This is a genomic window from Variovorax sp. CCNWLW235 (assembly GCF_037204085.1).
In the GTDB taxonomy this organism is placed as follows: Bacteria; Pseudomonadota; Gammaproteobacteria; order Burkholderiales; family Burkholderiaceae_C; genus Variovorax.
In genome coordinates, this window is record NZ_JBBCBW010000018.1 from 95,849 (window position 1) to 108,854 (window position 13,006).

Here is a 13,006-nt window from a genome sequence, read left to right on the forward strand (position 1 = left end):
TTTGAGTGCAGGAATACCACCATGCGACAAGACAAACTCACCACCAAGTTCCAGGAAGCGCTGAGCGACGCCCAGACGCTCGCGCTCGGCAACGACAACGCCTATATCGAACCGGCCCACCTGCTGGTCGCCATGCTGCGCCAGGAAGACGGCCCGCGCGCCTTGCTGGAGCGCGCCGGCGTCAACGTGCAGGGCCTGGCGGGTGCGGCCGAGGCCGCCATCAAGAAGCTGCCGCAGGTGCAGGGCCATGACATCGTGCAGGTCGGCCCCGAGCTCGGCAAGCTGCTGCAGGCCACCGAGAAAGAAGCCATCAAGCGCAACGACCAGTTCATTGCGGGCGAACTCTTCCTCCTGGCCGTGGCCGACAGCAAATCCGACATCGGCCGGATCGCGAAGGAAAACGGCCTGAGCCGCAAGTCGCTCGAATCGGCCATCGACGCCGTGCGCGGCGGGCAGGGCGTGAACAGCGCCGATGCCGAAGGCCAGCGCGAAGCCCTCAAGAAATACTGCCTCGACCTGACCGAGCGTGCCCGGCTGGGCAAGCTCGACCCGGTCATTGGCCGCGACGAGGAAATCCGCCGCGCCATCCAGGTGCTGCAGCGCCGCACCAAGAACAACCCGGTGCTCATCGGTGAGCCCGGCGTAGGCAAGACCGCCATCGTCGAGGGCCTGGCGCAGCGCATCGTCGCGGGCGAGGTGCCCGAGTCGCTCAAGGGCAAGCGGGTGCTGTCGCTCGACATGGCCGCGCTGCTGGCCGGCGCCAAGTTCCGCGGCGAGTTCGAAGAGCGGCTGAAGACGGTGCTGAACGAATTGGCCAAGGACGAAGGCCAGACCATCGTCTTCATCGACGAGCTGCACACCATGGTCGGCGCCGGCAAGGCCGAAGGCGCCATGGATGCCGGCAACATGCTCAAGCCGGCGCTCGCGCGCGGCGAGCTGCATTGCGTGGGTGCCACCACGCTCGACGAATACCGCAAGTACATCGAGAAGGACGCCGCGCTGGAGCGCCGTTTCCAGAAGATCATCGTGGGCGAGCCGAGCGTCGAAGCCACCATCGCCATCCTGCGCGGCCTGCAGGAAAAGTACGAAGTGCACCACGGCGTGCAGATCACCGACCCGGCCATCGTGGCCGCTGCGGAGCTGAGCGACCGCTACATCACCGACCGCTTCCTGCCCGACAAGGCCATCGACCTGATCGACGAGGCCGCGGCCAAGATCAAGATCGAGATGGACTCCAAGCCCGAGGTGATGGACCGTCTCGATCGTCGCCTGATCCAGCTGCAGATCGAGCGCGAAGCCGTGCGCCGCGAAAAAGACGAGGCCTCGCAGAAGCGCTTCGGCCTGATCGAGGACGAGATTGCGCGCCTGCAGAAGGAGATTGCCGACTACGACGAGATCTGGCAGGCCGAGAAGGCGCAGGCGCAAGGCAGCGCGAAGATCCGCGAAGACATCGACAAGATCAAGTTCGAAATCGAAGAGTGGAAGCGCAAGGGCGACTTCAACAAGCTCGCCGAGCTGCAATACGGCCAGCTGCCGGCGCTCGAAAAGCGCCTGCACGAAGCCGAGGAAAGCGAAGCGAACAAGGGCAAGTCGAGCGCGCCCACGCTGCTGCGCACGCAGGTCGGGTCGGAAGAAATTGCCGAGGTCGTGGCGCGCGCCACCGGCATTCCGGTCGCCAAGCTGATGCAGGGCGAACGCGACAAGCTGCTCGTGATGGAAGACAAGCTGCACGAACGCGTGGTGGGGCAGGACGAAGCCATTGGCGCGGTGGCCAATGCCATCCGGCGCTCGCGCTCGGGCTTGAGTGATCCGAACCGCCCGACCGGTTCGTTCCTGTTCCTCGGCCCGACGGGCGTGGGCAAGACCGAGCTGTGCAAGGCGCTTGCGGGCTTCCTGTTCGACAGCGAAGACCACCTGATCCGCATCGACATGAGTGAGTTCATGGAGAAGCACTCGGTCGCCCGCCTGATCGGCGCGCCGCCGGGCTACGTGGGCTATGAAGAGGGCGGTTACCTCACGGAGGCCGTGCGCCGCAAGCCCTACAGCGTGGTGCTGCTCGACGAGGTCGAAAAGGCGCACCCCGATGTGTTCAACGTGCTGCTGCAGGTGCTCGACGACGGCCGCCTGACCGACGGCCAGGGCCGCACGGTGGACTTCAAGAACACCGTAATCGTGATGACGAGCAACATCGGCTCGCCCATCATCCAGTCGATGGTGGGCCAGCCGGCCGAGGAGATCAAGGAAGCGGTGTGGGATGAGCTGAAGAACTACTTCCGCCCCGAGTTCCTGAACCGCATCGACGAGACGGTCGTGTTCCACGCGCTCGACGCGAAGAACATCGAATCGATTGCCGCGATCCAGCTCAAGGTGCTGCAGTCGCGGCTCGCCAAGATGGACCTGGCGCTCGAGGTTTCGCCCGCGGCGCTGGCCGAGATTGCCAAGGTCGGTTTCGACCCGGTGTTCGGCGCTCGTCCGCTGAAGCGCGCCATCCAGCAGCGCATCGAGAACCCGCTCTCGAAGCTGCTGCTCGACGGCAGCTTCGGGCCGAAGGACACGATCGAAGTCAATACCGACCCGATCCGGAACCCTGGCCATTTTTCGTTTACGAAGGCCGGGGAACCATCGGAGGCCGTTGCGGCCTAAAGTCGGATGATGAACTTCATTTTTCGCGTCATTCTTCTGCTCCTGGGGTTGGTTTTCGCGGCCAGCCTGGCGGTGGCGGTCACGCTGCTGGCTGCCGTGTGGGGCGTGCGCTACGCCTGGGGCCGGATCACGGGCAAGCCCGTGACGCCCTGGGTGGCCTCAATGGGCGGGCGCTTCAACCCGCGCTCGGGCTTCGAGCGTTTTCGCAATGCGGCACAGCCGCCGGAGCCGACCGCTTCGGACGTTACCAATGCGCGCGCGCGCGGCGAATCGGGGCGCAGCCCGCTGTCGCTGCGTCCGGCCGGCGACGTGACCGACGTGCGGGCCCGGCCTGCTCGCGGCGAGTAAGCCGTCCGGCACCGATCAGGCGCGGTACAGCGCCTCGATTTCTTCCGCGTAAGCCTTGTAGATGCTGGAGCGCCGCACCTTCATGGTTGCGGTGACTTCGCCGTCGTCGTGGTCCAACTCTTTTGTGAGCAGGTGAAAACGCCGGATCTGCGATACCTGCGCGAGCTTGTCGTTGCCGCGTGAAACTTCCGATTCGATGAGCGCGCGCACGCGCGGCTCTTCCACCAGCGAGCGGAAATGCGTGAACGGAATGCGCTCCGCCTCGGCCCACTTGCCCACCGTTTCGTAGTCGATCTGCAGCAGTGCGCCGACGAACTTGCGTCCGTCCGCCACCACGATGCATTCCTTGATGAAGGGGCTGCCCTTCATGGTGTTCTCGATTTCCGAGGGCGTGAGGTTCTTGCCGCCGGCCGTGATCATGATGTCCTTGAGCCGGTCGACGATGCGCAGTTGGCCGTCTTCTTGCCGCACCACGTCGCCCGTGTACAGCCAGCCGTCGCGTATGGAAGCGGCGGTGGCCTCGGGGTTCTTGTAGTAGCCCTCGAACACCATGTCGCCGCGCACCAGCAACTCGCCCGCTTCGCCAATGCGGTGTTCGGTGCCCAGCGTGGGCACGCCGACGGTGCCTATCTTCACGGCATCGCGGCAATGGCCCGCGATCATGCCGGTCGATTCGGTGAGCCCGTACACCTCCACCAGCGGCACGCCCAGCGTGCGAAAGAAGCGCACCACGTCGGGCGGAATCGGCGCCGCGCCGGTGAGCGCAATGCGCGCGCGCCGCAGGCCGATGAAGTTCTGCAGCGCGCGCAGCACCGTCCAGTAGTGCAGTGCGAAGCGGCCGCGCTCGGCCACGGTCCATGTGTTGCGCGGCTTTTCGGCCAACGGCGCGCAGGCGGCAATCGCACGGTTGAACAGCGCACGCTGCAGCCGGCCGGCCTCCTGCATCTTGATGCTGATGCCGGCGTGCAGCTTTTCCCAGATGCGCGGCACGCCCAGGAACATGGTGGGAGCGACTTCGCGCAGGTCTTCCTGCACGGTGCGGATCGATTCGCCGAAGTTCACCTGCGAGCCCAGGTACAGCGGCACAAAGGCCGTGAGCATCTGCTCGGCCACGTGGCACAGCGGCAGGTACGACAGGTGCGTGGTGTCGCCGTCCAGCGCCAGCCGCTCGACGATGCCGGGCACCACGCCGCGTATGTTGCGGTACGAGATCATTGCGCCCTTGGGCTTGCCGGTGGAGCCCGAGGTGTAGATCATCAAGCCGATGTCGGCCAGCGTCTGGCGCGCGAGCGCGGCGTCGACGAGTGCGGTGCCGTCGCGCGCCTCTGCCTCCGCGCCGGCCTGCTCTACTTCCGCGAAGGTCGAGACAAGCGCACGCACCTCGGGCGGGTAGCTCGCCAGGCCCTTGGTCTCGATCACCACGATCCTGCGCAGGCGCGGCAACTGGTCGATGGCGTCCAGCACCTTGTCGGTCTGCTCCTGGTCCTCGCAGACGATCACTTCGATGTCCGCATGCGCGACCACGTAGGCCACCTCGTTGCTCGGGCTGGTTGGGTACACGCCGACGGTGACCGCACCGGTCAGCCCCGCGCCCATCTGCGCGATGAGCCATTCGACCCGGTTCTCCGAGATCACACCGAGGTGGCCGCCCGGCGCAAGGCCCATCGCATGCAACCCAAGGCCGAAGTGCGTGGCGCGCCGCAGGTAGCCGCGCCAGTCCAGCGGATGCCAGATGCCAAAGTCCTTCTGCCGGATTGCGATGCGGTGGGGCCGCAAGCGCGCCTGCTCGCGCAGCATCTGCGGCAATGTCAGCGAGGGAAGCGCAGCATCGGTCATGAGAGCCAGCGCTTGCGGCGCTTGTAGTGCTTGAGCGCGCGGAAGCTGCGCGATTCGCCGCTGCCGCCCACGCCCAGGTAGAACTCGCGCACATCGGGGTCGGCAGCCAGACGCTCGGCGCTGCCGTCGATCACCACCTTGCCGCTTTCCATGATGTAGCCCGTGTGCGCAATGGCCAGCGCCACGCTCGCGTTCTGCTCGACCAGCAGCATCGAGGTGCCGCGCTCTGCATTGATGCGCGCGATGATCGTGAAGATGTCCTCCACCAGCTTGGGCGAAAGGCCGAGCGAGGGTTCGTCGAGCAGGATGAGCTTCGGTTGCGCGACCAGCGCGCGGCCGATGGCCAGCATCTGCTGCTCGCCGCCGGAAAGGTAGCCTGCCAGGCCCTTGCGGCGTTCGTGCAGGCGAGGGAAATAGGCATATACGTCGTCGAAGTTGCGTGGGGTTGCGGTGCCTGTGCGGCCCGTCAGCGCATAGGTCGCCGCCACGAGGTTTTCCTCGACGGTAAGGTCCTCGAAAACGCGCCGGCCTTCCATCACATGGCTGAGGCCGCGCCGCACGAGTTGCTGCGGCGCCAGCTGTGCGGTGGGTGCACCGTCGAACACGATGCGGCCCGCTTCCACCTCGCCGTCCTCCAGCGCCAGCAGCCCCGACACTGCTTTCAGCGTGGTCGACTTTCCTGCGCCGTTGCTGCCCAGTAGCGCCACGATCTGTCCGCGTGGCACGGCGAGCGACAGCCCGCGCAGCACCTGCACGACCTTGTTGTAGACCACCTCGATGTTGTTGACCTCCAAGACAAGGTCAGCTCTTTCGAAGGCGGGCGCAGCCGCGGACAGGTTCATGGTTCAGTTCAGCGAGATCCAGTCCGAGGCCGCCACCATCTTCTGCGCCTTCATGTCGGCCTTGTAGACGCGGCCCACCGGAATCGAGTTGCCCTTGATGGTGATCGGTGTGCCGATGATCCCGCCGGTGTCGAAGTCCTTGATGGTGTTGAGCGAGGCTTTCAGGTTCTTGCCGTCCAGCGGCTTGCCCGCATCCAGCGTGCGCTTGGCAGCCTCGGTGAACAGCATGGCCGTGAGAAAGCCCTGCGTGTAGGCCGTGCTCTGGTACTCGGGGCGCAGCGCACGGATCTTGTCGAGCATCGGCGCCTTGGCCGAGGTGTCATAGTAGTAGCGGTACGGCATCACGCCCATGAAGCCGTCGGCGCCTTCGCCCATCTTCATGACGGTCGAGCTGTCCATGGTCCAGAAGGTGCCCATCCATTTGCTCGTCATGCCCATCTGCTTGCCCTGCTGGATGAACTCGGGAATCGGCGCGAGGATGTAGCCGTGGAAGATGGTGTAGTCAGGCGCGGCGCGGCGCAGCTTGATGACTTCGGTCGACACGTCGACGCTGCCCGGCGGGGTCATGAGCTTGACCGGCACCGTAAGGCCCAGCTTCTTGGCGGCCGCCTCGCTGGCCTCGATCGGGTCGCGGCCAAACTCGGAGTCGGAGTACACGAAGGCCACTTTGGCACCCGGCTTCTCCTTGGCGATGTGGCGCAGCAGGATGCCGATCTGTTCGGTGTAGTCGGGCCCGACCAGGAACTGGTTGGGGTACTTGGCGGAGTCGTTCAGCTCGGTTGCAAACGATGCGCCGGCCATCAGGATCTGGCCATTGCGGTCGAGCTCGGGGTTGATGGTCTTGGAGAAGCCGGTCGAGTCGCCGTAATACAGGTTGACCTTGTTCTGGCTCGTGATCTTCTTGAAGGCCGCCACCGACACGTCGACCTTGTAGCCCGTGTCTTCGGGCACGTAGCGCAGCTTGCGGCCCTTGATGCCGCCCGCGTCGTTGACGATCTTCACGTAGTCGGCAATGCCGGCATTGATGCCGACGCCCGCGAAGGCGAAGACGCCGGTCATCGGAATCGAGCCGCCGATGACGATGTCTTCGTTGCCCTGCGCGCTGGCGGCAAACGGAACGGCGGCTGCGAGGCCGGCGGCAATCAGCAATGCGCGGCGGTTTGGGAAAAGCTTCGGTGTCTTGGGCATGTGTGTCTCCTGCGGTCTAGTTACGGAAGGGCCATAGATGAAAGAAGCGGCGGATGCGCCGCCACACTTCTGCGAGCCCATGCGGCTCGAACACCAGAAATCCGACGATGAGCAACCCGAACACGACGGTGCGCACGGGTGAGAGAAACACGGTCATCTCGACACCGCCCGGCAGCAGGTCGACCACCAGCTTGAGCAGCTCGGGCACCATGGTCATGAACACCGCGCCGAAGATCCCGCCGAGGATCGTGCCCATGCCGCCGACGATGATGGCGGCCAGGAAGAAGATCGACATCAGGAGCGGAAAGCTCTCGGGCGTGACCACTCGGAAGAAGTAGGCCCACAGCCCGCCGGCCACGCCGGCATAGAACGACGAAAGCCCGAACGACAGCAGCTTGTAGCGCAGCAGTGGAATGCCGAGCACCTCGGCCGAGATGTCGCGGTCGCGGATGGCGATGAAGGCGCGGCCCATGCGGGTGCGAAACAGATTGGCTGCGCCCAGCACCATGAGCACCATCACAGGCACGATCACCCAGTAGAGGCGGAACGACGTGTCCAGCGGCAGCCCGAAGAACTGCGCCGGCGGCAGCGAGAGACCCGAAGTTCCGCCCGTGAGCTTGAGGTTGGCGAACAGAAAGTGCGCAATGAACGACGCGGCAATGGTTGCGATGGCCAGGTACAGGCCCTTCACGCGCAGCGAGGGAAGGCCCACGACCAGCCCGCCGAGCATGGCGACGATGCCGCCTGCGACGATGTTCAGCACGAAGGGCGTGCCTAGCCGTGTCTGCATGATGGCGACGGTGTAGGCGCCCAGGCCCATGAACGCCGCTTGGCCGAGGCTCACCAGCCCGGTGTAGCCGGTGAGGATATTGAGGCCCGTGGCGCTTGCCACGTTGATTGCGACAAGGCAGGCGAGATAGAGCCAGTAGTCACTGGCCATGAACGGGAACAGCACCAGCAGGGCTGCGCCGATTGCCAGCCATGCCTTCTGGGTGCGCGAGTCGAAGAGCGCCGCGTCGGCTGTGTAGCTTTGCTTGAGGGTGCCTATGCGCATCGGTTTTCCCTCTGCTTGCGGGTTTTGCTCTGCTGTTCGGGGTGCGTGCAAAGGCCACCGGGTACTCCCCTCCGCGAATGTCCCCCGCCTTCGGCTCCTCCTTTATTTCGCTGCGGGGAGCACCCGATGCCCTGTGCACCGAGACACGCTGCTGGTGCACCGCTGATCAACCAATGCTCTGTGCAACGCGCCCGCTGGCGGGGTGCCTTGCGCAGCGAAATAAAGGAGGAGGCCGCAGGCCGGGGGACATTCGCGGAGAAAGGTACCCCGTCGGCGGGTGCGCACCCCAAACAGCAAGCCCTAACCACGTTCCAGCGTGCTAAAGAGAGAGCCATCTCAAAGCCTCTCGATCTCATGCGTGCCGAACAGCCCGTACGGCCGCACCATCAGCACGAGCACCAGCACGATGAAGGTTGCGAGAAGCTTGTACTCGCCGCCGAGATACGAGCCTGCGAGCGCCTCCACCAATCCGATGAACAGGCCGCCGACCAACGCGCCCAGCACGCTGTCGAGCCCGCCTACGATCACCACCACCAGCACCGACAACCCGAACACGCCCATCGACGAGGAGATGCCGCCGATGGCGCCGACGATGATGCCGGCCACTGCGGCGATCATGGCGGAGGCCACCCACGCGAGCGAGAACACGCGGGGTACATTGATGCCCATCGAGTACGCCGCGGCCTGGTCGGAAGCCGTGGCCCGCAGCGCCACGCCGCCGCGCCAGAAGCGGAACAGCAGCAGCACCAGCCCGATCAGCACCACGGCAATCAGTGCGCCATAGGCAATCTTGGGAGCGAGGAAAGCGTCGCCGATCATCACCGGCGCGTTGGGCAGGAACTCCGGGAGCCGGCGCTGGTCGGCGGTCCAGATGATCTCCACCAGACCCACCAGGATGGACGCGAGCCCGACCGTGACCATGAACACCGAAATCGGCGGCTCGCCCAGGAGCGGCCGGATCATGGTGCGTTCGATCACTGCGCCCAGCAGCCCGGTGCCGATCACCGAGCCCAGCACCGCGAGCCAGATCGGCAGCGAGAAGCTCGCGGCGAAAGCAAAGAACAGGTACGCGCCGATCATCAGCATCTCGCCGATGGCGATGTTGACCACGCGCGTGGCCTTGTAGACCAGCACGAAGGCCAGCGCGGCCAATGCATAGAGGCCGCCGCCCGCGATGCCGGTGAGCGCGATTTCGAAGAGGTAGGCCCAATCCATCATGCGGCCGCCTGTGCCATGGGCTCGCCGCGCAGCTTGCGCCGCAGTTCGCCGACATCGCCCGCGCCCAGGTAGGCGCGAATCACTTCGGGGTCGGCCTGCACCTGCGCCGGCGTGCCCTGCGCGATGACCTGGCCGAAGTTGAGCACCACCACGTGGTCCGACAGGTCCATCACCATGCCCATGTCGTGCTCGACCATCAGCACCGTGATGCCCCACTCGCGCCGCACGTCGAGGATGAAGCGCGCCATGTCTTCCGTCTCTTCGCGGTTCATGCCGGCCACCGGCTCGTCGAGCATCAGCACCTTGGGCTGCATTGCCAGTGCGCGCGCCATTTCCACGCGCTTTTGCAAGCCATAGGGCAGGGCGGCCACGGAGGCGTGGCGGATGTGATCGATCTCGAGGAAGTCGATGATCCGTTCTTCCACGTCGCGGCGCAGCTCGGCCTCTTCGCGCCGCGCGCGGCCCAGGTAGAAGAGGGCGTCGAACACGTTGGTCTTCAGGTGTGCATGCCGGCCGAGCTTGATGTTGTCGAGCACCGTCATGCCGCGGAAGAGCGCAATGTTCTGGAAGCTGCGCGCCAGCCCGAGCGCCGCCCGCTTGGGTGCGGGCAGGCGGGTGATGTCCTCGCCCTCGAACAGCACGCGGCCCTGCGCGGGCTTGTAGAAGCCCGATATGGTGTTGAAGAGCGATGTCTTGCCTGCGCCATTGGGGCCGATCACCGCGGTGATCGAGCCCGCGGCCGCGCCGAAGCCCACGTTCGTCAGCGCCTTCACGCCGCCGAACGAAAGCGTCAACGCCTCTACCTGCAGCACGGTGGAGGCAGAGGCGGGAGAGGCGTCCCGTGAGGGCTCGTCAGGCATGGCTCGCAGCGTTGGGGATAGGGTCAGGGTTTGTGTCCAGGGCAGAAAAGCTACTGGCCCGTAAAATTCCTACTGGCGGGTAATGTCACAGTTCGCCGCATCGCGCGGCATCAGGACTTTCCCCGCCCGCACAAACCCCATGCCCCGCCCAGCCCTCATCGCATCCTCCATGGCTTCTCCCTGGGAGCCCGCGGACAAGCGCGCGCAGCAGCGCGAGCTCAAACGCAACGCCGTGCTGCAGACGGCCGCGCAGCTCTTCAACGAGCGCGGCTTCCATGCCACCTCGCTCGACGACATTGCCGAGCGGCTCAACGTCAGCAAGCCCACCGTCTACTACTACGTCGAAAGCAAAGACCAGATCCTGCTGGAGTGCGTGAAGATTGCGCTCGACCTCATGCAGGCCGGCATCGACGAGGTGCGCGCCGCGGGCGGCAGCGCCATCGACCAGCTCAAGGCCTGCATGCGCATCTACTCGAGCGTGGTGACGCAGGACTTCGGCATGTGCGTGATCCGCATCGGCGAAGACCCGCTGCCAGATCCGCTGAAAAAGGAGCTGCGCGGCCTCAAGGCCGGCATCGACGGGCAGTTTCGCCGCCTCATCGCCGAAGGCGTGGACGAGGGCTCGCTCGCGCCCTGCGACCCGAAGATGGCAGCCTTCATGCTGGCTGGCGCGCTCAGCTGGATCGGCCGCTGGTACCGCCCCGACGGCGACCTCACGCCCGACCAGATTGCCGACCAGGGCATCGAACTGCTGTTGAATGGCGTACTGCATCGCCCGGCCGCCGGCGCGCGCCGAAAGACCGCTGCGGTAAAGGCCCGGTGAGCGGCTGCCCAAACGAATCTTTTCCAATCCAGGAGACCCACCCCATGACCCAACGCGACATCTTCGTGGTCGGCACCGCCCGCACCGCCATCGGCACCTTCGGCGGTTCGCTGAAGGACGTGCCCAACACCCAGCTGGCCACCACCGCCGTCAAGGCCGCCATCGAGCGCAGCGGCGTCGCGGCCGATGCCATCGGGCACGTGGTGATGGGCAATGTGATTCCCACCGACGTGAAGGACGCCTACCTGAGCCGCGTGGCGGCCATCGACGCGGGCTGCCCCATCGAGACGCCGGCCTTCAACGTCAACCGCCTTTGCGGCTCGGGCCTGCAGGCCATCGTGTCGGCGGCGCAGGCCATTGCGCTGGGCGACTGCGACATCGCTATCGGCGGCGGCTCGGAATCGATGAGCCGCGGGCCGTACTTCGACACCTCTGCCCGCTACGGCGCGCGCATGGGCGACGCGGTGCTGGTCGACTACATGCTTGGCATCCTGCATGACCCGTGGGAGAAGATCCACATGGGCATTACCGCCGAGAACGTGGCGGCGCGCTACGGCATCACGCGCGAGCAGATGGACGAGCTGGCCGTGGCCAGCCAGCAGCGCGCCGCCGCCGCCATTGCCGCGGGCCGCTTCAAAGAGCAGATCGTTCCGGTGGAGGTGAAAACACGCAAGGGCGTTACGCTGTTCGACACCGATGAGCATGTGCGCGCCGACACCAGCGTCGATACCCTCTCGAAAATGAAGCCCGCCTTCAAGAAGGACGGCCTCGTGACTGCCGGCAATGCCTCCGGCATCAACGACGGCGCCGCCGCCGTGGTGCTGGCCGAAGGCGGCCGCGTGAAGGCGCTGGGCCTGAAGCCGCTGGCGCGCCTGGTCGGCTACGCGCACGCTGGTGTGGAGCCCGCCTACATGGGCATCGGCCCGGTGCCGGCCACGCGCAAGGTGCTGGAGCGCACCGGGCTGAAGGTGAGCGACTTCGACGTGATCGAATCGAACGAAGCCTTTGCGGCGCAGGCCTGCGCGGTCATCAAGGAGCTGGGCTTCGACCCGGCCAAGGTCAACCCGAACGGCTCGGGCATTTCGCTCGGGCATCCGGTGGGCGCGACCGGCGCGATCATCACCACCAAGGCGATTGCCGAGCTGCACCGCACGGGCGGCCGCTATGCGCTGGTCACGATGTGCATCGGCGGCGGCCAAGGCATCGCGGCCATATTCGAACGGGTTTGAAGGCACACTTGCGGGCATGCTCCGCCCACCCATCCTGATCGACCCCGACGAGGTCGAGATCAGCGCCATCCGGGCGCAGGGCGCGGGTGGGCAGAACGTCAACAAGGTCTCGAGCGCGGTGCACCTGCGCTACGACATCCACGCGAGTTCGCTGCCCGCCGACGTGAAGGAGAGGCTGCTCGCGCTGCGCGACAGCCGCATCACGCAGGAGGGCGTTTTCGTGCTGAAGGCGCAGCAGCACCGCACGCAGGAGATGAACCGCGCCGACGCTCTGGCGCGCCTGCAGGCCGTGGTCGACAGCGTGGCCACGCCGCCGCGCGTGCGGCGCCCCACCAAGCCAACCTATGGCTCGAAGCAGCGCCGGCTCGAAGGCAAGAGCCAGCGCTCGCAGATCAAGAACCTGCGCGGGCCGGTGCGGGACTGACCGGCTTGCCGCCCCGCAGCCGCTTGACCTGCAGCGTCACGCCGATGAGGTAGAGCGCGCCGAGCACCGCGGTGATCGCCTTCAGTTCTGGCGCATCGGCGTTCGGCAACAGCGGGGCGCCCAGCGGCAGGCGCGTCAGGGTTTCGGTAAAGGCCGGAATCCAGTGGAACAGGAAGCTTGCCGAAAAGGCCGCGGCTTCGATGTAGCGGGATGCCTGGCCGAAGAAGGCGCCGCGCCCGGCGGCCGCCCCCACGGCGAGCGCTGCGAGCGTGAGAATGCCCAGTGCGTGCGGCTTGCCGAAGCCGCCGTGCTGGAAGATGCCGAAGCCGGTCAGGCAAGTCAGCACGGTGGTCCACACGAAGACCCGGCCCCAGCCGGTGCGCAGCGTGATTTCCTTGTAGCGGAACAGGGCGATCAGCCCCGCGATCACTGCGATCAGGCTGATCGCGGTATGAACAATGCCAAGGGACGTGAGTCCCAGCCATCCTGTCGCTGCCATGCCGGATCTCCTCGGAGTCGTGGTGGGGCGATTCTGGCCGGG

The 13,006-nt window shown here is 66.0% G+C and carries 12 protein-coding genes; 5 read left to right on the forward strand and 7 right to left on the reverse strand.

Going from position 1 to position 13,006, the window contains the following annotated elements:
• The first annotated feature begins 21 nt into the window (after window positions 1-21).
• Window positions 22-2,643 (forward strand): ATP-dependent chaperone ClpB, encoded by a 2,622-nt coding sequence (gene clpB, locus V9L21_RS19280; protein WP_337314558.1) that lies wholly within the window; start codon window positions 22-24, stop codon window positions 2,641-2,643.
• Between the two features lie 6 nt (window positions 2,644-2,649).
• On the forward strand, window positions 2,650-2,991 hold the full coding sequence (locus V9L21_RS19285) for a hypothetical protein (RefSeq protein WP_443305202.1): 342 nt from the start codon (window positions 2,650-2,652) through the stop codon (window positions 2,989-2,991).
• A gap of 15 nt (window positions 2,992-3,006) precedes the next feature.
• On the opposite strand, the gene V9L21_RS19290 is transcribed toward V9L21_RS19285, so the two are convergent.
• The 6 genes from V9L21_RS19290 to V9L21_RS19315 form a co-directional block, all read right to left on the reverse strand.
• Window positions 3,007-4,827, reverse strand: coding sequence for an AMP-dependent synthetase/ligase (locus V9L21_RS19290; protein ID WP_337314560.1), 1,821 nt, complete (start codon window positions 4,825-4,827; stop codon window positions 3,007-3,009).
• Window positions 4,824-5,669 (reverse strand): ABC transporter ATP-binding protein, encoded by an 846-nt coding sequence (locus tag V9L21_RS19295; RefSeq protein ID WP_337314561.1) that lies wholly within the window; start codon window positions 5,667-5,669, stop codon window positions 4,824-4,826. Before V9L21_RS19295 ends, V9L21_RS19290 begins: the two co-directional genes overlap by 4 nt.
• 3 nt (window positions 5,670-5,672) lie before the next feature.
• Window positions 5,673-6,857, reverse strand: coding sequence for an ABC transporter substrate-binding protein (locus V9L21_RS19300; RefSeq protein ID WP_337314562.1), 1,185 nt, complete (start codon window positions 6,855-6,857; stop codon window positions 5,673-5,675).
• Window positions 6,858-6,873: 16 nt separating this feature from the next.
• Complete coding sequence (locus V9L21_RS19305; protein WP_337314563.1) at window positions 6,874-7,911, reverse strand: branched-chain amino acid ABC transporter permease; 1,038 nt, start codon at window positions 7,909-7,911, stop codon at window positions 6,874-6,876.
• Window positions 7,912-8,247: 336 nt separating this feature from the next.
• On the reverse strand, window positions 8,248-9,129 hold the full coding sequence (locus tag V9L21_RS19310) for a branched-chain amino acid ABC transporter permease (RefSeq protein ID WP_337295206.1): 882 nt from the start codon (window positions 9,127-9,129) through the stop codon (window positions 8,248-8,250).
• Window positions 9,126-9,989 carry an ABC transporter ATP-binding protein gene (locus V9L21_RS19315; RefSeq protein WP_337314564.1) on the reverse strand — a complete coding sequence of 288 codons (864 nt, stop codon included), beginning with the start codon at window positions 9,987-9,989 and terminating at the stop codon, window positions 9,126-9,128. The genes V9L21_RS19310 and V9L21_RS19315 overlap by 4 nt, the downstream gene beginning before the upstream one ends.
• Window positions 9,990-10,158: 169 nt before the next feature.
• Here V9L21_RS19315 and V9L21_RS19320 point away from each other — a divergent pair, with 169 nt between their 5' ends.
• From V9L21_RS19320 to arfB, 3 genes are read left to right on the forward strand one after another with little or no spacing between them, the layout of a single operon-like run.
• Window positions 10,159-10,812: a TetR/AcrR family transcriptional regulator gene (locus V9L21_RS19320; protein WP_337314565.1), complete on the forward strand. Its 654-nt coding sequence runs from the start codon at window positions 10,159-10,161 to the stop codon at window positions 10,810-10,812.
• A 44-nt stretch (window positions 10,813-10,856) separates the two neighbouring features.
• The gene (locus tag V9L21_RS19325) at window positions 10,857-12,041 is read left to right on the forward strand and encodes an acetyl-CoA C-acyltransferase family protein (RefSeq protein WP_157613179.1); all 1,185 of its coding nucleotides are present in this window, start codon (window positions 10,857-10,859) and stop codon (window positions 12,039-12,041) included.
• A 16-nt stretch (window positions 12,042-12,057) separates the two neighbouring features.
• Window positions 12,058-12,465 carry an alternative ribosome rescue aminoacyl-tRNA hydrolase ArfB gene (arfB, locus tag V9L21_RS19330; RefSeq protein WP_157613180.1) on the forward strand — a complete coding sequence of 136 codons (408 nt, stop codon included), beginning with the start codon at window positions 12,058-12,060 and terminating at the stop codon, window positions 12,463-12,465.
• Here the strand turns inward: arfB and V9L21_RS19335 are convergent.
• Window positions 12,434-12,964, reverse strand: coding sequence for a hypothetical protein (locus V9L21_RS19335; RefSeq protein ID WP_337314566.1), 531 nt, complete (start codon window positions 12,962-12,964; stop codon window positions 12,434-12,436). The genes arfB and V9L21_RS19335 overlap by 32 nt on opposite strands.
• Between the last annotated feature and the right edge of the window lie 42 nt (window positions 12,965-13,006).

What these genes read in the sequence shown, in the direction of transcription:
- clpB (WP_337314558.1), top strand. Translation starts at nt 22, where the DNA reads ATGCGACAAGACAAACTCACCACCAAGTTCCAGGAAGCGCTGAGCGAC.
- V9L21_RS19285 (WP_443305202.1), top strand. Translation starts at nt 2,650, where the DNA reads ATGATGAACTTCATTTTTCGCGTCATTCTTCTGCTCCTGGGGTTGGTT.
- V9L21_RS19290 (WP_337314560.1), bottom strand. Translation starts at nt 4,827, where the DNA reads ATGACCGATGCTGCGCTTCCCTCGCTGACATTGCCGCAGATGCTGCGC.
- V9L21_RS19295 (WP_337314561.1), bottom strand. Translation starts at nt 5,669, where the DNA reads ATGAACCTGTCCGCGGCTGCGCCCGCCTTCGAAAGAGCTGACCTTGTC.
- V9L21_RS19300 (WP_337314562.1), bottom strand. Translation starts at nt 6,857, where the DNA reads ATGCCCAAGACACCGAAGCTTTTCCCAAACCGCCGCGCATTGCTGATT.
- V9L21_RS19305 (WP_337314563.1), bottom strand. Translation starts at nt 7,911, where the DNA reads ATGCGCATAGGCACCCTCAAGCAAAGCTACACAGCCGACGCGGCGCTC.
- V9L21_RS19310 (WP_337295206.1), bottom strand. Translation starts at nt 9,129, where the DNA reads ATGATGGATTGGGCCTACCTCTTCGAAATCGCGCTCACCGGCATCGCG.
- V9L21_RS19315 (WP_337314564.1), bottom strand. Translation starts at nt 9,989, where the DNA reads ATGCCTGACGAGCCCTCACGGGACGCCTCTCCCGCCTCTGCCTCCACC.
- V9L21_RS19320 (WP_337314565.1), top strand. Translation starts at nt 10,159, where the DNA reads ATGGCTTCTCCCTGGGAGCCCGCGGACAAGCGCGCGCAGCAGCGCGAG.
- V9L21_RS19325 (WP_157613179.1), top strand. Translation starts at nt 10,857, where the DNA reads ATGACCCAACGCGACATCTTCGTGGTCGGCACCGCCCGCACCGCCATC.
- arfB (WP_157613180.1), top strand. Translation starts at nt 12,058, where the DNA reads ATGCTCCGCCCACCCATCCTGATCGACCCCGACGAGGTCGAGATCAGC.
- V9L21_RS19335 (WP_337314566.1), bottom strand. Translation starts at nt 12,964, where the DNA reads ATGGCAGCGACAGGATGGCTGGGACTCACGTCCCTTGGCATTGTTCAT.